Raw genomic sequence first — 18,997 nt, 5'->3', positions numbered from 1 at the left:
GTAAACGATGCTTAGAGGCTACTCTTTTGCGACGGCTCTATTTGTGTGCGTCATGGTGAACATGGCGCGCGGAGATGTGACGTTCACCGTTGGTCCTAGCGGTCAATATGCCACGGTGCAAGCCGCGGTCGATGCCGTGCCGGCGAACAACACGGTGCGGCATGTCATCGAGATCACGCCGGGGGAATATCAGCAGCGAGTAATTGTTCCGGATAACAAGCCGTTCATCACATTGCGCGGCAAAGGGGCAACCGCGGCGGACACAAAGCTGACATTTTACGAGACCGCCAACACTCCGCCGAATGAGTCGACCGTGCATGCGAGTACCGTGATTCGCGGGAAGGATTTCATCGCCGAGAATCTCACTTTTGAAAACACGGCAGGGCAGAATGCTGGTCAGGCTTTGGCCATTTATGTGCGTGGCGATCGCGCGATCTTCAACAATTGCCGCTTTCTCGGTTGGCAGGATACGCTCCGCAGTGAATCCGGGCGACACTACTTTTACGATTCCTACGTCGAAGGGAGTGTCGATTTTATTTACGGTAAGGGAACGGCCTTCTTCGAGAACTCGACGCTGTTCGCGAAGGTCGGTGGTTACGTGACTGCCCAAGGTCGCGAATCAGCCGCCGAAACTAATGGCTATGTCTTTAAGAATTCGACGATCACCGGCACGGCCCCCAACGGCAGCGTGTATCTGGGTCGACCTTGGCAGGCGTACTCGAGGTCGATATTCATTGACACAAAAATGGGGCCGCTGATCAATTCGCTTGGTTGGCAAACGTGGTCAGGCAATAATCATCTGACGTCGTACTTCGCCGAATACAACAGCATGGATTTGGCGGGGAATCCCATCAACGTTTCCGGCCGAGCTGCTTGGTCACATCAACTCACGGTTGAACAAGTCGCTCTCTATTCCAAAGAAAATTGGCTGGCCGGGACAGACGGTTGGAACCCCATCATTGCAGAACCAATGGACCCGTCGGCCGACTTTGATGGCGATGGTGATATTGATGGCCGGGATTTTCTTGTTTGGCAGCGCGGTTTTGGGATGAGTGGTCAGAGCGACAATTCGACCGGTGATGCCAACTTCGACGGAGTGGTCAACGAGTTGGACCTCGTGGTATGGCATGAACAGTATGGCGAGCCAAACGCAGATTTCGTGGCGGCGCTCATTCCCGAACCCGCAACCACAAGTTTGGCGGTGCTGGGGCTCGCGCTGTTTTTATTCCGTTGGTAGCACTCTTTACACGGTCACCAAGGTGTTGGCGTAGCGTGGCTCAAGAGTGACCCACATCGGATCCCGGGGAACGAGGGCCATCGGTGGGAGTGGTGCTGGGACATGGTCGTTCGATTTGAAATGACAATGGAACCGTCTCACGATCATCGCAAGCATAAGCTTATTCTGGTTCATGGCCATGTCACGACCAATGCAGATATGACGTCCACCGCCGAAAGGGAAATACGCACGAGGATCAATGGAATTGATCCGCTCGGGTGACCAGCGGTCGGGATCAAACATGAGCGGATTCTCGAAGAAACGCTCGTCGCGATGGGTGATGAAAGGACTCATAAATATCCACGCTCCGCGCGGTATGGCCCATTCTCCTAACTTTGTGTTCTCGACGGCCTGCCGCGGGAACATTTCCCATGCGGAAGGGTAAATTCGCATCGACTCGAGCAGTACGGTTTCAGTAAAGTCGAGTCTGCCAAGTTCCGCAGATGTCGGCAGGCGATCGCCTAGGACCGCATTCACTTCATCAGCAATTTGTTCGGCGATTTCAGGGTGCTTGGCAAGCAAATACAGCGTCCAGCACAATGTGACCGTACTGGCATGATAGGCGGCAATCAGAATCGTCAGCAGTTGATCGATCAGGAGCTCACGACTGTCACGTTCATCAGATCCATTTGCTGTGTAGGCAGCGATCAAGTGCGAAATCAGATTGCGTTTATCGCTCGCAAGGTCTTCATGATGGGCAATGATCTGTGATACTGTCGAGCGTAGGAATTTCACTGCACGTGCTTCATGACGCTGACGAGAAAATGGGACCCAGGCTGGCATGGGTAAAATCTGTCTGACAGAGTAGGCCCAGCTTTCCGAGAGCATGCGCGCCGCCTGGCCAATTCGCATGGCATGTTGCTCAAGCGTCACCCCGAGCAGTCCCCGCGCGGCCACGCCAATCGTAAGGCGGTCCAATTCAGCAAACAGCTCAAAAGTTTGTTTATGTGGCCATCGATTCAACGACTTTTCGACATAAGGAGCAACGGCATCGATAATTCCAGCGGTCGCTCGCGAAGTGAAGGCACCTTGTGCTATGCGTCGATTGGCAGCCCAATCGGCACCTTGGGTCGAGAGTAAACCTTTTCCAAGGCCCCTCGAGAGCATATTCAAAGAACGCGGCAGTTTACGAAAGCGGGTTTCCGTTTCGCGCAGCACGGTATGGATCAATTCGGGGGAATTCAGGAAATACGCGCGCACGCCGAACATGCGAAAGGTCGCCAGATCGCCGTAGCTCGCCAGCCGAGCGTAGAACTTAAGCGGTTGCGTGTTACAGCGATAGATATGGCGAATGCCGAATGGACCATTTTTCGGGCCAGGTGGCAGTTGCCTGCAAATAGGTGATGAGAAACTGGAGAGCATGGCGACGAGTCCAGCTAAGTCGCGAGCGACTTAAAGGGTCGAAATATGTTACAGGCTTGCCCGAGAAAACTGCTGCTCAAAGATAGGTCGCCAAATGACCAGCAGTCGCCGAGAGAGTTCCGATTGGAACGGTTGTGTGGGTGTCGACTGATTAACAACAATAGCTGTGCATCTCAAGAACTCAGCGCATGGAGCTAGCCAATGCTGCTCGTGTCAGCTAAATTTTTTCGAGATGTGATGAGGAATCAATAGTCCTGCATCAACTGATCGTAGAACGCGATGTAATTGTCGGGATCTTTGCCTTCGCGGAATTCCATCGCATCGCGGGGATGGAGATTCATCTGGCCACCTAGATTGTAAGGAATGCTGGGGCCCCAATCGATCTTTTGCTTGAGTGGCAGGATTTGCTCTTGGATGAGTTTGATGACGGGTCGCATCTTGAATTTGGGATTACGCAGAAAGCCGAGGAGCAATTCCATGTGGCAGTTGCCAGCACCGCGGCCCAGGCCGAACATCGTGGCGTCCACGCGGTTTGAGCCGAGGATGATCGCTTCGATTGTGTTGGCGAAGGCCAGCTGCTGATTGTTGTGGGCGTGAATGCCGATTTCCTTGCCGGTTCCTTCGAGGGCAGCGGCGTATTTTTTGTAGAGACGGTCGATCTGTTCGCGATACAAGTGGCCGAAGCTATCGACGATCACCATCACTTGCGCTGGCGTGTTGCGAATCGCGGCCAGCACCGTGTCGATTTCGACATCTTCCACGTTCGAGACGGCCATCAAGTTGGCACACGTTTCGTAGCCGTGGTTGTGGCAGTATTCGATCATCTGCACGGCTTCGGAAACTTGATGAGCATAGAAGGCCACGCGAATCATTGACAGCACGCTGTCGCTACGCGGAACGATCTGCTCCTTGTAGTCGCTCTTGCCGGCGTCGGCCATTGCGCAGAGTTTCAAGCCCGTGCGTTCGGGATCATGTCCGCCGAAGAGACGATTGAGGTCCGCTTCGTCGCAATGCCGCCACGCTCCGAAATCGCTCTTGGGGAACGCCTTGTGTGAGTTTTTGTAGCCGACTTCCATGTAGTCGATGCCGGCTTCGATGCACGTGTCGTAAACCGCGCGGACGGTTTCGTCTGAGAATTGATGCTTGTTGATTAGCCCGCCATCGCGGATCGTGCAATCGAGCACTTTGAGTTCAGGGCGGTAGGTAATCCAAGGTGCGGTTTCGGACATGGGGGCTCCGGGCTGCGAAGTATTGTGTGCCGAGTCAAAAGTACTCGGCATGCTCTGTTAGGAAGTTGGTAATCTTTAAGTATAGTTCACGCGGATGAGGCTTGCGACAGGTGGAAAATGTCTGGAAAACAGGGTGTTTTTAAGACTTGGGACCATGGCTAGGAGGACGTTTTGCCGAGTTCTAGAATGGCAGTTATGACAAACAAAGATATTGCCGCTGCGTTCGATACAATCGCCGATATTTTAGAATTTCAGAATGCCAATCCGTTTCGCGTACGGGCTTACCGCAACGCCTCACGCGGGATGGGGGACCTGTCCGAACCGGTGAATGCGATAGTCGCCGACCCCACGCGCAAACTGACCGACTTGCCGGGAATTGGCAAGGATTTGGCCGATAAGATCACCGAGTTGGTCACGACGGGGCGTTTGAAATATCTGGAAGAGTTGCAGGCCCAGGTGCCGGCCACGGTATTGGCGATCTTGCGTGTGCCGGGGATGGGACCCAAAAAAGCGGCTGTGCTGTTCAAGGAGTTGGGTATCGAAACGCTCGATCAATTGCGGGTCGCCTGCCAGGAGCAACGGGTTCGCAATCTCAAAGGCTTTGGCGCGAAAACCGAGGAAACGATTCTCAAGGGCCTTTCGATTGCCGAGGCCGGTGATCAGCGGACAAAGTGGGCCGTGGCGGATGCGATCGTTGCGGAAGTGCTCGAACACATGCGCACACACAAAGGGATTAAACAAATCGAAGCCGCAGGCAGCTATCGGCGGCGGTGTGAAACGATTGGCGATCTCGATTTTCTGGTGGAAGCAAAAGATAGTGATGAGGTGATGGAACACTTTGGCCAGTTTCCAGGCATCGCAGAAACGATTGCACGAGGGGATACCAAGATGTCGGTGCGACTGGGAACCGGCATGCAGATGGACTTGCGGGTCGTGCCCAAAGAATCGTTCGGAGCAGCCTTGCAATACTTCACGGGCTCGAAGGCTCATAACGTCAAGCTACGTGGACTCGCGAAGAAGCAGCAACTCAAGATCAGCGAATGGGGCATCTTTCGCGTCGAAGAGGACGGCAGCGAAACTTATCTTGCGGGGAGAAAGGAAAAGGAGATTTACGACACGCTAGGGTTGCCCGATTTCCCGCCAGAGATGCGTGAAGACCGCGAAGAATTTGAATGGGCTAAGAAGGGAAAGCTCCCCAAGCTCGTGGAACTCTCGGATATCCGCGGCGATTTGCACATGCACACCAATGCGACCGATGGCCATGCCTCGTTGGAAGAGATGATCACGGCGGCTCAGGAACGCGGACTGGAATACATCGCAATCACCGACCATTCCAAGCGCGTGAGCATGGCCAACGGACTCAACGGCGAGCGTGTGCTCGCGCAGTGGGCGGAAATCGATCGCATTCGCAAGCAGTTCGCTGGCATACAGATTCTTAAGGGAATCGAATGCGACATACTGGAAAACGGCGGAATGGATTTGCCCGACGAAGTGCTTGCGCAAGGGGATTGGGTGATTGCCAGCGTTCATTACGGCCAGAATCAGCCGAGCGAGAAAATCACCGAGCGAATCTTGGGGGCCATCGAGAATCCCCATGTGGATATCATCGCTCACCCCACGGGGCGGTTGATCAATAAGCGTGAGGCTTACGCCGTGGATATCGACCAGGTGTTCGCCGCGGCGGCGAAGTGCAAGAAGCTGCTGGAACTCAATGCGAACCCCGCGCGACTGGATCTGAACGACATCCACTGCGCGGCGGCCAAGCGCCATGGCATTCCGATTGTGATCAACACCGACGCCCACAGCGAAGAGGGGCTTAATGTGATGCGGTACGGCGTGCTCCAAGCACGGCGGGGCGGGCTGACCGCCGCAGACGTGGCGAATACATTACCGTGGAAGAAATTCGAGAAATTGCTGAAGCGTTAGCGCATAGAAAAACCCGGCGAGGCACTTTGTCTCGCCGGGTTCGAGGTTCTTCAAATATCTGTCAAGCTTAGCGGCGACGACGCAACAAGCCGACCGTACTCACCAGCAGCAAAGCGGCTGAACTGGGTTCGGGGACAACCAGCGATGCAAAGTAAGCGTCTACAGCACCGGCAATCGCGGTGGCATCAGTAGGGGTCAAGTCCGGGTTGAAATTGGTCAACACCGTGCTGAGATTGATATCGCTGACGGTGTAATCTTCGTAAATCGTGGCGTACAGGACCAATGCATTCAACAACGTGCCACGATCGTTGGCGTGGTAAATATCGTTGGCATACATGTTGGCTGCGAAGTTGGTCGATTCCCACACGTCGCCCACGGGGGCGTATTTGCCGATGTCTGTAGCAACAGCGGCATTAATTGCGGCAGTCGACTGTTGATAGCCACTACGAGTTTCGGCTTGCATTTCGGAAGGACCACCTGGGTAGGTCGCTCCGGCACCACCTGCATAGTAGGAGTGGCCAAAGCCGCGGGCCCAAGTTTCGTACATCACGGGAACAACATTCGGGCTGTGGATAGCCACCTTTTGGTAAAGGGCTACCGAGCTCGAAATGTGTTGAGCTGTGCTGCCTAAGCGGGTCGGCATCGTGGAGAAATCTTGGAGAACTACATGCTCCCATTTCTCGCTGGCTACGATGCCAGTCGTGATCACGGTGGAATTATTATCGATATGCCACTGCAAACTTCGACCATCGAATGACGCATTGCGGTTGCGAGGCGCTATTTCGCCGGCTGCAATTGCGATCAGGCTAAATGTGTTGGGAACACTTTGCGATCCTCCACAACAAGTGGCATTGGTGAAACTGTTGCCAAACCAAAGAATGTCCTTAGCCTGGCCGAAAGCTATATTTACTGACGAAGCTAACAAAATTATTGATAGCGCAGTTTTCTTGATTGCATGAAACATGGAAGAAAAACCTCAGCTCGAAGGATTAAAATGGTATGAGCCATGCCGTGCCTCACAGATCGTGAAGAACGGAGAGTGGCAATTAATCGTGTGGGAGAAGGTGCGAACTATCTCTTCCGACGAGTAATAGCCAATGCCATGCCAGAAAACATTAATAATCCAACCGTGCTTGGTTCTGGAACCAATGTGGTCGTTACTTCAATGCTCATGGCACCGATATACCAGAATCTGCTTGCACTGGTGTTGTTCGGGCCAGCTGAAATGAGAATATCAATTTCACCACTAGCATCCGGAAGAATTCCTGAAACAAGGGCAACATTGCTGGTGTTGTTGGCGGTGTTCAAGCTGCTGGCGCTGGACGTGCCACCTTGTACGGTGTAGACGGTTTCACGGTTGTCACCGACGCCGGTGCGTGAGCCAAAAAAGGTGAAAGTATAAGTGGAGTTCCCTGAAGTATCCAATCCGCTCAAAGCAATCTTTCCTTCTGGAGTTAATGGATTAACACCAAATGCCTGAGCATGTCCGAAACCATTGTCGCGAGTGGCTTGTGGGTGGAAAACGGCGGCTGCACCCGTTGGAGACGTTGTGCCATTGGTATTTGAGCCATTAAAGAAACCGGAAAGACTGGCTCCAATTCCTGTGCCCGCTCCCGTTGAATCGATGGCATTGAAGATTGTCGGAGTTCCGGGAGGATTGACCGTCATGGAATTGTAGTTTTCGGAGCTTGGCACTAACTGCGAACTATCACCAAAGTCGAAGAAGAGAGTGGCTGCCTGGGCCGTCAGTGAGGCAGTTACGGCATAGATGAGAGCTAGCGCCAAGATGATGTTCTTTTTCATGAGTCGTCCCCTAACAAGAGTAATGAAGTGAAAAGGCTTTCATCCACGGTGCAAATGTAGGTACATGAAAACACCCTGGAAGTACTAGACAAAAAGACAAATGCGACCTGCATCTCAGTTGAGATGGGCGTGTTACCTCAGATCGAAGCAAAAAAAGTATTCTTCGTTGAAAAGATCAGCGACGGCTACGAACGCTGTAAACGAGCCTCCAAGGGCTATAAATACTCCAAGTCCCGAATGAGTGCAATCGCTTTCAAAGATTTTTTCACAAAACCGCAGAGCTCTCGACTGATAGATCATTAGCCGAGTCGTTTAGCAAGCAGCGACTTCACCAGATCTAATTTGACGCCTTGGAGGAGAAAAGTCTTCTGCCGCGAGGTGGCACCACCCAGCGGGGTTATCGAAGACTTCGCTAATTGAAAAGATTCAGCTAACACATTGATAATCGCATCGTTGGCCTTGCCTTTGTCGGGGGCGGCGGTGACCGAAACACGAAGCGCGCCATTATGCACACCTGTAATCGCGTTCCGCTTGGCTCCTGGCTGAGCTCGGACCGAAAGGATAACCCCCTGGGTCGTTTCTTTCAAATGAATCACGCCGAAAGTCCCTCGAAGAGCAGCGAGCCAACCCGCACGAGAGTGGCCCCCTCGCGGATGGCGGCTTCGAAGTCGTGGCTCATTCCCATGGAAAGTTCGTGTAGTTCGATTCCGGGCTGACACATTGCTTGAACGTCGTCGCGGAGTTGTCTCAAGGCGGCGAAGTTCTGGGCGGCTACAGATTCGCCCCCTTCCAAGGCAGCCATCGTCATCAGGCCGCAGACGGACACATGTTTTAGGGTTGGTAAGTCCGGCAAAATGCGCCGCAAGTCATCGCCCGTTAGCCCATGCTTAGCGGCATCACCTGAGCAGTTGACTTCCAACAGCACGCGCGCGGGCTTGCCGATTTCTGCGGCGCAGGCTTCAATCGTTTCGAGCAGTCGCCAGCTATCGACGCTGTGAATCAAATCAACCACAGGCAGCGTGCGGCGAACTTTGTTGCGTTGCAAGTGGCCGATGAGGTGCCATTTCGCGTTGGCGAGTGCGGGCGCTTCGGCTTTGTCCCACAGCTGCTGGGGCCGGCTCTCGCCCAAGATCGAGCAACCCGCGGTTAGCAAGGCTGCCGTTTCTTCGATGCCGACATACTTGCTCACGCCCACGAGTTGCACATCGTCGGGCGAACGTCCGACCGATGTCGCGGTATGAGCGATGCGTTCCTGAACGCGAGCGAGGTTATCGGCGATGAGTTGCGCGATGTTCACCGAGGATTGTTCTATCCTTCAACCTGCAAAAGTTCTTCCACTTCGCCCGAGGGACTGCGGAACCGGCCGATGACCCCTTCGATTGACAAGTTGTAGCCCAGTACGGTGCGATTGGCGGGGGCGGCCTGCGAGCGATAGACCAGCCACTGATCCTTGCCGCATTGAATTCGATAGCCGGCGGCAACGTCGGGAGGTTGAATTTCCAGCGCCTGAGCCACGGTAAGTTGCCGCCACGTGCTGGCTTGATTGAATCGCTTGGGATTGAAATCGAAGAACAGCGGGCAAGAAAGGTTCTTGCCGGGGCGATCTTCGACAAGCTGCAATTGGCCGTCGATCGCGGTGAGCTCCCCAATACGGGGATCAACCCGCCATTCGGGCAGAGCGATCGGCAGCACACGGGCCATGGGTTTGTCGGCCATCAACAAGCCTTCCCGGGTTTCGGCTTCGGGAACAAACCCGATACCGGCGCCCAACGGCAAGACGATACGATGCGAAGTCGATTCTCCAGGCGAATCCATGACATTATCCACCAGCAGCAAGAACTTGTCTTTGCGTGCCAAGGCGATCTGGCGTTCGATCCGGCAGTCGTTCTCGTATTCAATTGACAATTCGATGTAGTCAATGTCGGAATCACTGAACCAACAAGTTTCTTCCCACTGGCCGATGGGACTGAGCTTTTTCCCTTCTGCAGTGGGCTCGGCGATCCAAATGCCGGTGAGCAATTGCTGCGTGCCGCACCAGAAATCGAGCTTCATCTGCGGGGTCGAGTAATCAATCGCAAGTACGGCTTTATCGCGACCGAATTCGGTCCGCAGCATAGCCAGTCCCGCCCATTCGCACGATTCCGAAAACTCGGGGACGTGCTTGTTTGATTTTCCTGCGAGTTGCTTGGTGAGTTTCTTGTCGAACAAGTCCCGCGCGGCGCTGCGATCGGAAGAATCTCCGCCGACGTGTAGCATGCAGGCCAGAAAGTCGGGTGTCCAATTCGGCACGTCATCGCCGCAGAGCAGGGCAGCCCCCGTGGCCGATGATAAGCAAAGCGATCGCGTGACCGCCATTTGATATTGAGCTTCGGCTTTATCGCTCCAGATGTTCTTCTTCGACCCGTCGGTCAACGCACAGCAGCGCGTCCAACAGGCGATGAGTCCGCGAAAGATGGGCAGAAAACTCGCATGGGGCAAACCCGCTCCATTGAGAAATTCGACAAGCCCTTCGGCAAGCGTATCCCAACCGGCCGTGCGAAGTTTGTACAGCAGACGAATTTCGGGAAACAAATAAGCGAGCGTCAAAGGCAATTCACCAACCAACAGTTGATGAGCCAATCCTTGCTGGGCAGGCACTTCGGCATCGATATGCCAATTGTGTGATTGCTCGACCGTGTCGGCCAAGGTATCGAGCGCCGACCACCACAGTTCGCCTTCAATGTGCGCAGCAGCGAAGGGAAGCAAGTGAGCGACTGCTAAACACTCAAGTGCATACTCCAAGCTCTGTGGTTGCGACTGAGTCCCGGAGAGCCATTGTGTGAGCGCGTCGGTAAGCACGATCGGCTTGGGAGGCGTCTTGCGTTGTATTTGCGCGACCAGCTGCAACAACTCAAAAGTGGCCGTGGGGAGTTGCGCGGGATTCAGCCCCCAAATCAACGCGGTCCCTTTTGCCTTGCAAAGTCGATCAAGCGATAGCGGCGCTTTACGCTTGGCCAAGTGGTTCGACCAAACTTGCCAGCCGTCTTTACCGTTCACTTTCTTGGGGGCACCTTCGCGCCAGAAATTCGCGCGGCCCATTTGCGCGGAAAGTCGCGACGAAGATTTGGCCGTGGCGTGGCCGTTGAGGGATGTTGACGTTTCGAGGTTGGTGTCAATCGTAGCGGACATAGATTTTGCTGAGCGGATTCAAACGGGTTTCGTGGCGTCATTGCACGGTTAAGCGGCGGTGCCATTTTAAGGTGTGGGAAGCGTAACTTCACGGGGTGAAGACGGATTTTTATTCGGGAAGTTTCGGGGACAGGCAATTGTTAAGACGCTATAATTCACGGCAACTGAAGTTCTAAAAATCTGCACAAAAACCGGAATAGGCGAAGGTTGGCCATGAACAAGAATTCACTCGCCTGGGGTTTGCTGGCAATCATGGCACTGCTTTCAGTTGCAGTGAGCGTTTCTTCAGCTGAGGAAAAGGCGGAAACGCAACCAGCCGCTGAGCCACAGGCGGCAGCCGAATCGCCGCGCGAGCCCGGCGATGATGTCAGCGATCAAGAAGCGTTGTACATGTATTTTGATCCCAAGACGGGCGAAACCCGGCCCCCCAAGATCCCCGCGCCCGAGGGTGCCAAGGCGCTTCCCAAGCCGGATGTGGTTTGGGTGGATATGAAAAACAAGCAGGTCTACGTGGATGGCTATGTGTCGCTCCGCGAAGGAATGCTCGAAATGTTGGCCTGCCCCGTCGGCACAAAAGAACATGAATCGGTCGTGGCCGTGTTCAGCCGCGCGAAAACCTTGCATGCGGCGCTCTTGGCCGTAGGGGCGGAAGTTGGGCATACAGCGAGCTTTCGTCCCAAATTTCGCGCGCCCGCGGGCTCGGAAATTGAAATTGAGATTCGCTGGCCCGATAAGGAAGGCAAATGGCACAGCACGAAGGCCCAAGATTGGGTGAAAGACATTCGCACCGAGAAACCGATGACTTATCCGTGGGTTTTTGCTGGCAGCGGTTTTTGGCAAGACGAAGAGACCGGTAAGGAATACTACAAAGCCGAGTCGGGAGATCTCATTTGCGTCTCGAACTTTTCAACCGCGATGCTCGATATCCCCGTTGAGAGCAGCCAAGTGAATGATGGCCTGATGTTCGAAGCCAACACCGAGAAGATTCCACGACTGGGAACACCCGTGCGGGTGGTGCTCAAACCGAAGCCCAAAACGGCGGCGCCGGACAGCAAGTAAAGCGACCCCGTATAGCTCACTGCGCTTTGACATCAAAGCAGTACACCAAATCCTGGTCGCGCAAATACAGCTTGCCATCGGCGATCACGGGATGGGTCCAAATCTTGCCCTGTTCTTTGCGTATCTTGCTTTGCGGCTCAAGCGTGAATCGGCCATGCTCTTCCCAGCCTTTGTCGCTCGCGGCGATCAGTACGACTTCGCCCGTATCTTCTTCCAGGCAATAAAATCGCCCATCGGCGTAGCCAATCGCTCCCTTGCCGAGGGCTTCGCGTTCGCGCCACGCCATGTCGCCTGATTCCAAATTCTGGCAAACCCAGCCCTTGCCATCCGAATAACCATAAATATGGCCGTCGAGCAGAATCACGCCGCCATGATGGTTGGTCATATTCTTGTTTTCGTAAACGACTTCCGCCTTATCGCCATCGAGTTTCAGCATCACACAGCCCGCACCGTAACCCGCCGTCGCGTAGACCTTATCTCCCGAGACAATCGGCGTGGGAATCACCGCGACGTTGCCGGGGAAGGGGACCGTCCACAGCACTTTGCCGTCGGCAGAGTCAACGCCGACAAGTTCTTTGAACAACAGCTGGACCAGAATTGTTTTGCCGTCATGCTCCATCGGCATCACCGACGAATAGTGGGCCACGTCGACCAAGTCTTTCGTCTGCCACAACAGCTCACCCGTCTTTTTGTCGAGCGCGGCAATAGCCCCTTGCTGTTCACCCGGGGTGCAAATGACTTTATCGTCCAGCACCAGTGGCGATTCACTGTAGCCCCACACGGGGATCTTGCCCCCCAGATCCTGCATCGCCTTGGTCCAAATGACTTCGCCGTCGGCGGCTTTCAAGCAAACCAAGTTGCCGCTCGAAGCCATCGCGTAAATGAAATCGCCCTCGATGGTCGGCGTCGAGCGCGGGCCGTTGCCCCAATCGTTCTCGAACATCGTGCCGAGTTCCGTCGCCCACAATTCCTTGCCCGAGTTACCGTCGAGGCAAAGCAGGAAGTCTTTGCCCTCGCGTCCGCCCAAGATGTAGACCTTGTCGCCGACGATGGCCGGACCGGAATAGCCCGCGCCGCAGTCTTCAAAAATCCACAACCGGGGTGGCCCCGCCTCGGGGAAGTCCTGAATGAGTCCCGTCTCGGTGCAGATGTCGTCACGCTGCGGACCACGCCACTGCGGCCACGGCCCTTCGGCCTGAGCCCATTCGCAGACGAGCGCAACGAGGCAGACAGAGACGAACCGAAACAGGCCAAACCATTTCGCCATGGGGAGTACCTTATTGAAAGGAGAGCGGGAGGGAGAAGCGCGGGGAAGGTGAGTTTGGTATAGCGTTTTTGGCGAAAGATTCCAAGGTGGAGTTCGGCAAGGTTGGCACGATTGGGCGGCGATCAACTTAATTGAGTGGTAAATTGCGCAAGATGATCCCGGTCTATTTTGTTTTCAGCTCTGTTCGCAAATCTGCTGAGTAGAGGTGGAGAGCAAGCTTCCAACCAAAAATTTATTCCATTCCAATCGATGCCGGAAATGCCTCCACTTCCCGGGCAAACTGATCTACGTCTTTCGCTTGGCTTAGGATTATGATTCCATCTAACGACTCTTCCCCGATCTGAAAGGATTCTCCCATGCCCAAATTCGTCAAGCTAGTTGCCATATCGGCAGTGATGATCGCCATCGCGGGGATCAGCACCGCTGCGGTCGATGAAAGTGATGTGCTGATCCGCATTGTCTACACTGTTGATGATTTGCCAGTGTTCAAAGATTCAAAGGATGGGACTGTTTTTGATGCGTCCATTCTCATCGCACACCTACAAGCCACCGTTGAACCGGCATCATGGATGTCGGCAGGCACGGGCGAAGGAGAAATTATGCCGTTTGATAAGAATAACTCGTTGGTGGTAAGCCAAACTCAAAGTAATCACGAGAAGATCGTCGCAGTGCTAGAATCGCTGAAGGCGGTCTCCAAGAAGTAATTTAAGTGGCACGCGATCGAGTCTTGTACTACAGGAAACCGATGATGAAATCCCGTAGCGCAGAGCCCTAGTCCGAACCCAAGCCATCCTCGGGTGTCACTCCCTTGGCAAGATATTCCGCTTGGGCCTCCTGTTTGGCCGGGGCGGCGGTGGCTTCGAGATCGGGCGCGAGACTGCCGAAATAGCACTATCTGCCAACGATAGGCTGGCATCAGCGGCCCCAGGTGGCCCGGAAAAGCGGTAACTCACGGGCCCTTAACGGCGCCCGGAATTTGTGTAGAATGTTCGTTTCGCGTGAGTTCGCTTTCGTAAGGTAAGCAGCCCGCGCGAGAAAGGCGACCAGTGGGGTTCAAGGCCCATTGACGCCCGCGGCACAACGCGTTGAAATCAATACACTTGCAGCCCTAGCTCAATTGGATAGAGCATCGGACTACGAATCCGAAGGTTACAGGTTCGACTCCTGTGGGCTGTACTGTTTTTCTAGTGTTTTTTGCTCTTCTGACTTTGGGGTGTTACCCAAAGTGTTACCTAACGCCTGCCAGAGCCTTGTTGCGGTATCTGTGGCATTTTGTCCCACGTAATAGGTCAACGTGGTTTCGATGTCGGCATGTCGCATCAGTTCCTTCAGCTCGGCAATACTGATTCCGCTGCGACTCCACCGAAAACCGAACGAACGCCGCAGGTCGTGAGCCGTGGCGAACTTCCCACGCTCGGCATCAACCACCACGCCAGCCGCCTTGCCAATCGCACTAACTACCTTGCCGACGGTATCGACTTCCCGGCGAACCGGATCGCCGTTGAGTGATAAAGAGAACACGTACCCTTGCTGGCGTTCTATGGGTTTCAACAGGTTCACGGCTTCCGGTGCTAGGGGTGCTAGTTGAACCTTACCCGACTTCTGACTATCAACATCGAACGCCAGAACGCTTTTCATGCCGTTGAGAATCACACGGGGACAACCAGACTTGGCATCCCAGCGTAACGCCAGAGCCTCGCCTAGCCGCAATCCCGAAGTCCACAACCCGCGTAGCAGCAATCTCCACGAATCGGCAGCGTTCTTGCCGACGATCTTCTCTGTGGCATCAATCATGCGGTCGAATTCCTCGCCGGTAATTGGTCTCCCCTTCATGCGGCTAACGCCGTCCGGCATTTTGAACTTGGGAACACTCAAGAGATAGCCTTGTTCGTGCGCCCAACGTGCCGCCGCTTTCAGGTGCCGCAGGTGCCGCGCTACGGTCGCATCACTCCGTTTCGACTCCCGGCTTGTCTGTTTCTTTCCCTTGCCTCTAGTGATTGTGTACGGCTTCTGCAATTCGCGCTTAAATGCTGTTACCCGCGCCGTGGTTAGGTCTGCTAGGTATTGCGGGTTTGTTAGTTGCTCGAACGCCTTGAACGTCGAATCATAGTTAGCCGCCGAGGTGCCTTTGATATCCGGCATGAAGTCCGTCTCGAACTTTCGCCGGAAGTCTCCCCAGGTCATGCGGTTAGGCTTTTGGTAGGTCCCCTTCCGTAGCTCGGCTTCCCACTTGTAAGCAATTCTCTCGGCTTCCCGTTGCTTGCTAGTCCCGGTGGTGCGTGCCACTTGTTTGTTGGTGGCCGGGTCCAGGTATCGCATCATTAGGTTAGTGCGCCCGGGATACTTCACGACATAGACTTTGATTTCATCCTGCATGGTGAAACCTTTCCGCGCAGAGTGCGCAACGAAAAGCGCGTTGCTACGCTGGCACTATCAGGAGTAGCAAGTACCCCCGCGGTCCTTACGGATACCGCATACCCGCGCAGCAACGCGCTCTTTTTTCTTGCTTTCATTTTGATAATTTCTTGCTGTGCTCTTTCGAGCTTTGATAACGCTATTTTGCTTCAATCGATCCGTTTTAGTCAACTCTGTCAAAAATCAATCGCATAGGATGGCTTCTCCCGCGTTCAAACGTGTTGCCTTGATGTTGACACCTACCCGTTGCGGGTCCATCTCAATCATCCCGTCGACCAACTCGCCAAGCTCGCCGGAATCTGCCACGACCCGGATCGTCACGACTTCCTGCACCATCCACGCCCCACGCTTCCGCCGCTCGGCTTCACTCCAACCGGCTTGAATCTTCGCACAAGCAATCCTGATCTCGGCTTCCGTTGGGTTGACTTCCATCATCGCCTTGAATTAAATCAACCGCCGCCGCCCGTTCCCACGACGACGACGGCTTGGGGGGAGCAACGAGCACCCCTTATCTGGGAAGCCCACCACCACGAGCGAACTTGCGGAACTCAACCGATTCAGGCTTCACGCCCGGCACTTGTCCGCTCTTCGCATCTCGCAAAACTTTCTGCATCACCTTGGGAACCGCAAAGCCCGCCGATTCGCCCATCGGCACAATCTCGTTGTGCTTATTGATGCAACACTTTTCGCCGTCGTACTTCTCAGCCACGACCGCATACAAAACTTTTGAGCCAAACGCATCCATTGAAATAAACTCCTATGTTAAAAACCCCGGCAGGCTCACAGCGATGTAGAGGTGCGTCGCTGCGAGCCACCCGCCCAGAGTAGCGGGGCGCCAGGGCCACCCGCTGTATCACTTCGACGCCGTTGTCATCCGGCTCCACGATCAGCGGAATTGATTAAACTGCGATCATCTTTGTGGCTTTCTTCGGAAACATCGGCTTCGGTGCCAAGTAGCGAGTGATCGTGCCATCGGCATCGGTCCGCTCGACATGCTTGCCGATCAATCGGACCGATGCCTTACGCGGATCGGGAAGGCCAACCAGCTTTCGCTCGAATCGCGTCATCGTCCGCGATAGCTCGGCTTTCTTTTGGTCGATCCTCGCAACCTTTTTGCGAATGCTGAAACCCTGATTTCCAAACTTAATTTTCGATTTCATCTCAACTAACTCCTTTGGTTAAAGACTGGCCAACCGGGCAATAATCATTTGCTCGCCATCGGGGACCGGAAACACAATCTCTTGAATGCCAAACTGTTCGGCACTTCTCTTGGCGACTTCCGCCAGACCCTCGATAGCCTGTAGCTCTTGTGTGGCTGTCGTGAGCCGTGATCGAGCCACCAGCACGGGTCGTTCATTCGCCGCCTGATGTCGCAACACCGATTCGTGAAGATTGATGCCTTCCGCCTTCATCACCTCGATTGTGTCGGTAATCGTTCGATCGAGCGCCGCCGCGCACTCTTGCTTGATTCTGGCAAACTCAGGCTTGAGAATCGCCGCTATCCGATACTTCTCGATTCTCAAACGCTTCTGTTCATTCTCCAGTTCAGCCCGGCGGGTGAGTATCTTTTCGGAAGTGGCGAGAACTTCTCGCACCTTCTTGTCCATGCCGCTGGCTAACAGATTCGCCCTGTCCTCGACTAGCGATTCTGCATCGCGAATCCAATCGAGTGCCGTCCGCCAATACGCATTTAGTGCTGACTGATTCGCCTGCGACAAATCGCCTTGCGACGGTCCAGCCAGTGCCAAGGGATGATTAGCGTCCAGCCCTTCGGCAAGCACCACCCGAGGCTCTGCTACCTGTTTTGGTTTCTTCAATGTGGCAACTGCCATAATCTCAAACTCCTTCGTTAAAAAAATCCTTGGAAAACAAACAACTGATTTTTTGTAGGTCGTTATCATCACGACCGCTATCTAGCTCCACGCAAAGCGGTAACGAGATGCCGCCAATGTCTTGATAGGATGCACCACTAGTCAGCAACTCCCGCCGTGCCGTGGTGTAGGTGTTCAAATACATGTCCAGCAACTCGCCACGGATTGCCACGCCATCGACCAGCAGCGAACGAGCCGCCGCGATAGCATCCCCTAGGGAGTCCGCCAAGCGGTAATAGGTCTGACCGTGGCAAGTGCTTTCGGTTTCAATCACGCCATCCGCCAACAATGGTTGCAGCATGGATTGCAAAGCCGCGAACGGTCGAACGTCATCACCCCATTGTTTGCCGACGATGAGAGTCTCAGGGACCAACCCGGCATGTCGGCAATCGCCAGCCGTCACCCGCTCCGCGATTCGTTGAACGGCTCGGCAGAGAGTCTCTGTGGAGTAGGTCCACGTCCACGATCTCGCCAGCCGCTTCCCGTCCGCCGTCAGCACCTTGGGGGATTCGAGCAAGCCGTTGGCAATTAGTACGTCGATGGCACGTTCCCGCCGCTTCCGCTCTGCTATGTCCAGGCGTTCCAGGCTGAACCAACCACCGGCAAGCCGTGCGGCATGAATCGCCGGAGCTTTATCGCGGTCGTGCCGCACCGGTTGCCACGGTGCTTGATGGCGAGCCAGCAGCTTGACCAGTTCAATCTCGGCGGGTTTCGTGAGTTGTCGCATTGTCACAATTTTTTTCTAGTGTTGTTATTGGCTATTCATTGTGCGGCATAGTGCCTTAACTCCAGGAAGGACCCGCTCCGCAAGTCCTTACACTGTCAGCACTTAGGAGTGGGTCCTTTTCGCCGAACGATTCAGCCGCCACGACCGAATGAGCAACCGCATGTAACTCACTCCACCCAACCCCGCGTGCAATGCGGCTGGCTTCAGCGAAAGCACTCTCATCGAACATCCGCGCCGCCGTGGTCAGTTGCTTCGGAGCTTTGCCAAGTAGCCGCTCGACACGCTCGGCTTTGGTTTCTCTTGCACGGTTGTAGGCTTCATCGAACGGCAGTTCACGTTGTCGGGTGGTGGTGTTCATCGCATTTGCTCCAGGTAATCGCCAATGGCTTGCCGTGTCTCTTGCCGCAAGGAATCGCAGCAGCTCAATAGCCAGCTCAGGTAGTCGGGTGGTACGGATGCAATCGCTTTGCCTTTGTACTTCCCGAACTCCAGCACAACTTGTCCCGGTCGGTCCCGCAGTTCCTCACACGCCGGACTATGCCGAGTCCTACCACCGCACCACGGACAAGCCGCCGGGAATTCGCGGGGAGAAGTCAGATAGGCGTGATCGCGGTCGGAGAGATGGGACCAGAAGAATTCGTTTTCGTCGAACTCAGCAGGGTCCACCGCGTCGGGGAAATAGGTTTCCGATTCGTCGGGGGTGGTTTCCGCTGGGATTGCCGGGGTTTCTGGCGTTTGCGGGGTTTCCACGGCAGCCGATGCCAGCCACCACGGGAGAGACTGGCACGCGATGGAACGCGAGCCAACCCATTGCAGCTCTATATTGTTATTTATCTCTGTACTCATATTTGTTTTCCCGCCTACGCGTGCAATAGAAGGGACCGCGTGCCACTG

20 protein-coding genes and 1 tRNA gene are annotated in these 18,997 nt (G+C 54.7%); 5 read left to right on the top strand and 16 right to left on the bottom strand.

Annotated features, from left to right (window positions below; all coding sequences use genetic code 11):
• Positions 1–7: 7 nt before the first annotated feature.
• Positions 8–1,237, top strand: coding sequence for a pectinesterase family protein (locus tag SH678x_RS11980; protein WP_496918682.1), 1,230 nt, complete (start codon positions 8–10; stop codon positions 1,235–1,237).
• A gap of 6 nt (positions 1,238–1,243) precedes the next feature.
• On the opposite strand, the gene SH678x_RS11975 is transcribed toward SH678x_RS11980, so the two are convergent.
• Together SH678x_RS11975 and SH678x_RS11970 are read right to left on the bottom strand one after the other, a co-directional pair.
• The gene (locus tag SH678x_RS11975; RefSeq protein ID WP_496918681.1) at positions 1,244–2,638 is read right to left on the bottom strand and encodes a cytochrome P450; all 1,395 of its coding nucleotides are present in this window, start codon (positions 2,636–2,638) and stop codon (positions 1,244–1,246) included.
• Between the two features lie 245 nt (positions 2,639–2,883).
• Entirely contained in the window at positions 2,884–3,867 is a 984-nt protein-coding gene (locus SH678x_RS11970; protein ID WP_496918680.1) for an aldolase catalytic domain-containing protein, read from the bottom strand.
• 195 nt (positions 3,868–4,062) lie between these two features.
• Here SH678x_RS11970 and polX point away from each other — a divergent pair, with 195 nt between their 5' ends.
• Positions 4,063–5,793 (top strand): DNA polymerase/3'-5' exonuclease PolX, encoded by a 1,731-nt coding sequence (polX, locus tag SH678x_RS11965; RefSeq protein ID WP_496918679.1) that lies wholly within the window; start codon positions 4,063–4,065, stop codon positions 5,791–5,793.
• A gap of 67 nt (positions 5,794–5,860) precedes the next feature.
• Here polX and SH678x_RS11960 read toward each other — a convergent pair whose 3' ends face one another.
• From SH678x_RS11960 to SH678x_RS11940, 5 genes are all read right to left on the bottom strand, one after another.
• A complete protein-coding gene (locus SH678x_RS11960) occupies positions 5,861–6,757 on the bottom strand; it encodes a PEP-CTERM sorting domain-containing protein (protein ID WP_496918678.1) in 897 nt (298 codons plus the stop codon).
• Between the two features lie 107 nt (positions 6,758–6,864).
• The gene (locus tag SH678x_RS11955) at positions 6,865–7,596 is read right to left on the bottom strand and encodes a PEP-CTERM sorting domain-containing protein (RefSeq protein ID WP_496918677.1); all 732 of its coding nucleotides are present in this window, start codon (positions 7,594–7,596) and stop codon (positions 6,865–6,867) included.
• A gap of 299 nt (positions 7,597–7,895) precedes the next feature.
• Positions 7,896–8,192 (bottom strand): DUF167 domain-containing protein, encoded by a 297-nt coding sequence (locus SH678x_RS11950; RefSeq protein ID WP_496918676.1) that lies wholly within the window; start codon positions 8,190–8,192, stop codon positions 7,896–7,898.
• The gene (locus tag SH678x_RS11945; RefSeq protein WP_496918675.1) at positions 8,189–8,893 is read right to left on the bottom strand and encodes a YggS family pyridoxal phosphate-dependent enzyme; all 705 of its coding nucleotides are present in this window, start codon (positions 8,891–8,893) and stop codon (positions 8,189–8,191) included. Before SH678x_RS11945 ends, SH678x_RS11950 begins: the two co-directional genes overlap by 4 nt.
• 11 nt (positions 8,894–8,904) lie before the next feature.
• A complete protein-coding gene (locus tag SH678x_RS11940; RefSeq protein ID WP_496918674.1) occupies positions 8,905–10,764 on the bottom strand; it encodes a hypothetical protein in 1,860 nt (619 codons plus the stop codon).
• A 213-nt stretch (positions 10,765–10,977) separates the two neighbouring features.
• On the opposite strand from SH678x_RS11940, the gene SH678x_RS11935 reads away from it, so the two are divergent.
• Positions 10,978–11,823 (top strand): YdjY domain-containing protein, encoded by an 846-nt coding sequence (locus SH678x_RS11935; protein ID WP_496918673.1) that lies wholly within the window; start codon positions 10,978–10,980, stop codon positions 11,821–11,823.
• Positions 11,824–11,839: 16 nt separating this feature from the next.
• On the opposite strand, the gene SH678x_RS11930 is transcribed toward SH678x_RS11935, so the two are convergent.
• Positions 11,840–13,090, bottom strand: a complete 1,251-nt coding sequence (locus SH678x_RS11930; RefSeq protein WP_496918672.1) for a PQQ-binding-like beta-propeller repeat protein — start codon at positions 13,088–13,090, stop codon at positions 11,840–11,842.
• Between the two features lie 356 nt (positions 13,091–13,446).
• Here SH678x_RS11930 and SH678x_RS11925 point away from each other — a divergent pair, with 356 nt between their 5' ends.
• Together SH678x_RS11925 and SH678x_RS11920 are read left to right on the top strand one after the other, a co-directional pair.
• Positions 13,447–13,794 carry a hypothetical protein gene (locus SH678x_RS11925; protein WP_496918671.1) on the top strand — a complete coding sequence of 116 codons (348 nt, stop codon included), beginning with the start codon at positions 13,447–13,449 and terminating at the stop codon, positions 13,792–13,794.
• 398 nt (positions 13,795–14,192) lie between these two features.
• A tRNA-Arg gene (locus SH678x_RS11920) sits at positions 14,193–14,266 on the top strand.
• Here the strand turns inward: SH678x_RS11920 and SH678x_RS11915 are convergent.
• From SH678x_RS11915 to SH678x_RS11880, 8 genes are all read right to left on the bottom strand, one after another.
• On the bottom strand, positions 14,240–15,466 hold the full coding sequence (locus SH678x_RS11915; RefSeq protein WP_496918670.1) for a tyrosine-type recombinase/integrase: 1,227 nt from the start codon (positions 15,464–15,466) through the stop codon (positions 14,240–14,242). The two genes, SH678x_RS11920 and SH678x_RS11915, sit on opposite strands and share 27 nt — an antisense overlap.
• Before the next feature lie 222 nt (positions 15,467–15,688).
• Positions 15,689–15,940: a hypothetical protein gene (locus tag SH678x_RS11910; protein WP_496918669.1), complete on the bottom strand. Its 252-nt coding sequence runs from the start codon at positions 15,938–15,940 to the stop codon at positions 15,689–15,691.
• 73 nt (positions 15,941–16,013) lie between these two features.
• Positions 16,014–16,250 carry a hypothetical protein gene (locus SH678x_RS11905; protein ID WP_496918668.1) on the bottom strand — a complete coding sequence of 79 codons (237 nt, stop codon included), beginning with the start codon at positions 16,248–16,250 and terminating at the stop codon, positions 16,014–16,016.
• Between the two features lie 154 nt (positions 16,251–16,404).
• Positions 16,405–16,665: a hypothetical protein gene (locus SH678x_RS11900; protein WP_496918667.1), complete on the bottom strand. Its 261-nt coding sequence runs from the start codon at positions 16,663–16,665 to the stop codon at positions 16,405–16,407.
• Positions 16,666–16,683: 18 nt separating this feature from the next.
• A complete protein-coding gene (locus tag SH678x_RS11895; protein ID WP_496918666.1) occupies positions 16,684–17,337 on the bottom strand; it encodes a hypothetical protein in 654 nt (217 codons plus the stop codon).
• Positions 17,338–17,341: 4 nt separating this feature from the next.
• Positions 17,342–18,103 (bottom strand): hypothetical protein, encoded by a 762-nt coding sequence (locus tag SH678x_RS11890; protein WP_496918665.1) that lies wholly within the window; start codon positions 18,101–18,103, stop codon positions 17,342–17,344.
• Positions 18,104–18,158: 55 nt separating this feature from the next.
• Entirely contained in the window at positions 18,159–18,461 is a 303-nt protein-coding gene (locus tag SH678x_RS11885; RefSeq protein WP_496918664.1) for a hypothetical protein, read from the bottom strand.
• The gene (locus SH678x_RS11880; RefSeq protein ID WP_496918663.1) at positions 18,458–18,949 is read right to left on the bottom strand and encodes a hypothetical protein; all 492 of its coding nucleotides are present in this window, start codon (positions 18,947–18,949) and stop codon (positions 18,458–18,460) included. The genes SH678x_RS11885 and SH678x_RS11880 overlap by 4 nt, the downstream gene beginning before the upstream one ends.
• Positions 18,950–18,997: the final 48 nt, after the last annotated feature.

Source organism: Bythopirellula superficialaquae (genome assembly GCF_059632245.1).
This window is presented reverse-complemented; position numbering and strand designations above follow the sequence as displayed.

What these genes read in the sequence shown, in the direction of transcription:
- SH678x_RS11930 (WP_496918672.1), bottom strand. Translation starts at nt 13,090, where the DNA reads ATGGCGAAATGGTTTGGCCTGTTTCGGTTCGTCTCTGTCTGCCTCGTT.
- SH678x_RS11895 (WP_496918666.1), bottom strand. Translation starts at nt 17,337, where the DNA reads ATGGCAGTTGCCACATTGAAGAAACCAAAACAGGTAGCAGAGCCTCGG.
- SH678x_RS11940 (WP_496918674.1), bottom strand. Translation starts at nt 10,764, where the DNA reads ATGTCCGCTACGATTGACACCAACCTCGAAACGTCAACATCCCTCAAC.
- SH678x_RS11915 (WP_496918670.1), bottom strand. Translation starts at nt 15,466, where the DNA reads ATGCAGGATGAAATCAAAGTCTATGTCGTGAAGTATCCCGGGCGCACT.
- SH678x_RS11880 (WP_496918663.1), bottom strand. Translation starts at nt 18,949, where the DNA reads ATGAGTACAGAGATAAATAACAATATAGAGCTGCAATGGGTTGGCTCG.
- SH678x_RS11910 (WP_496918669.1), bottom strand. Translation starts at nt 15,940, where the DNA reads ATGATGGAAGTCAACCCAACGGAAGCCGAGATCAGGATTGCTTGTGCG.
- SH678x_RS11955 (WP_496918677.1), bottom strand. Translation starts at nt 7,596, where the DNA reads ATGAAAAAGAACATCATCTTGGCGCTAGCTCTCATCTATGCCGTAACT.
- SH678x_RS11905 (WP_496918668.1), bottom strand. Translation starts at nt 16,250, where the DNA reads ATGGATGCGTTTGGCTCAAAAGTTTTGTATGCGGTCGTGGCTGAGAAG.
- SH678x_RS11885 (WP_496918664.1), bottom strand. Translation starts at nt 18,461, where the DNA reads ATGAACACCACCACCCGACAACGTGAACTGCCGTTCGATGAAGCCTAC.
- SH678x_RS11980 (WP_496918682.1), top strand. Translation starts at nt 8, where the DNA reads ATGCTTAGAGGCTACTCTTTTGCGACGGCTCTATTTGTGTGCGTCATG.
- SH678x_RS11925 (WP_496918671.1), top strand. Translation starts at nt 13,447, where the DNA reads ATGCCCAAATTCGTCAAGCTAGTTGCCATATCGGCAGTGATGATCGCC.
- SH678x_RS11975 (WP_496918681.1), bottom strand. Translation starts at nt 2,638, where the DNA reads ATGCTCTCCAGTTTCTCATCACCTATTTGCAGGCAACTGCCACCTGGC.
- SH678x_RS11960 (WP_496918678.1), bottom strand. Translation starts at nt 6,757, where the DNA reads ATGTTTCATGCAATCAAGAAAACTGCGCTATCAATAATTTTGTTAGCT.
- SH678x_RS11890 (WP_496918665.1), bottom strand. Translation starts at nt 18,103, where the DNA reads ATGCGACAACTCACGAAACCCGCCGAGATTGAACTGGTCAAGCTGCTG.
- SH678x_RS11935 (WP_496918673.1), top strand. Translation starts at nt 10,978, where the DNA reads ATGAACAAGAATTCACTCGCCTGGGGTTTGCTGGCAATCATGGCACTG.
- polX (WP_496918679.1), top strand. Translation starts at nt 4,063, where the DNA reads ATGACAAACAAAGATATTGCCGCTGCGTTCGATACAATCGCCGATATT.
- SH678x_RS11970 (WP_496918680.1), bottom strand. Translation starts at nt 3,867, where the DNA reads ATGTCCGAAACCGCACCTTGGATTACCTACCGCCCTGAACTCAAAGTG.
- SH678x_RS11900 (WP_496918667.1), bottom strand. Translation starts at nt 16,665, where the DNA reads ATGAAATCGAAAATTAAGTTTGGAAATCAGGGTTTCAGCATTCGCAAA.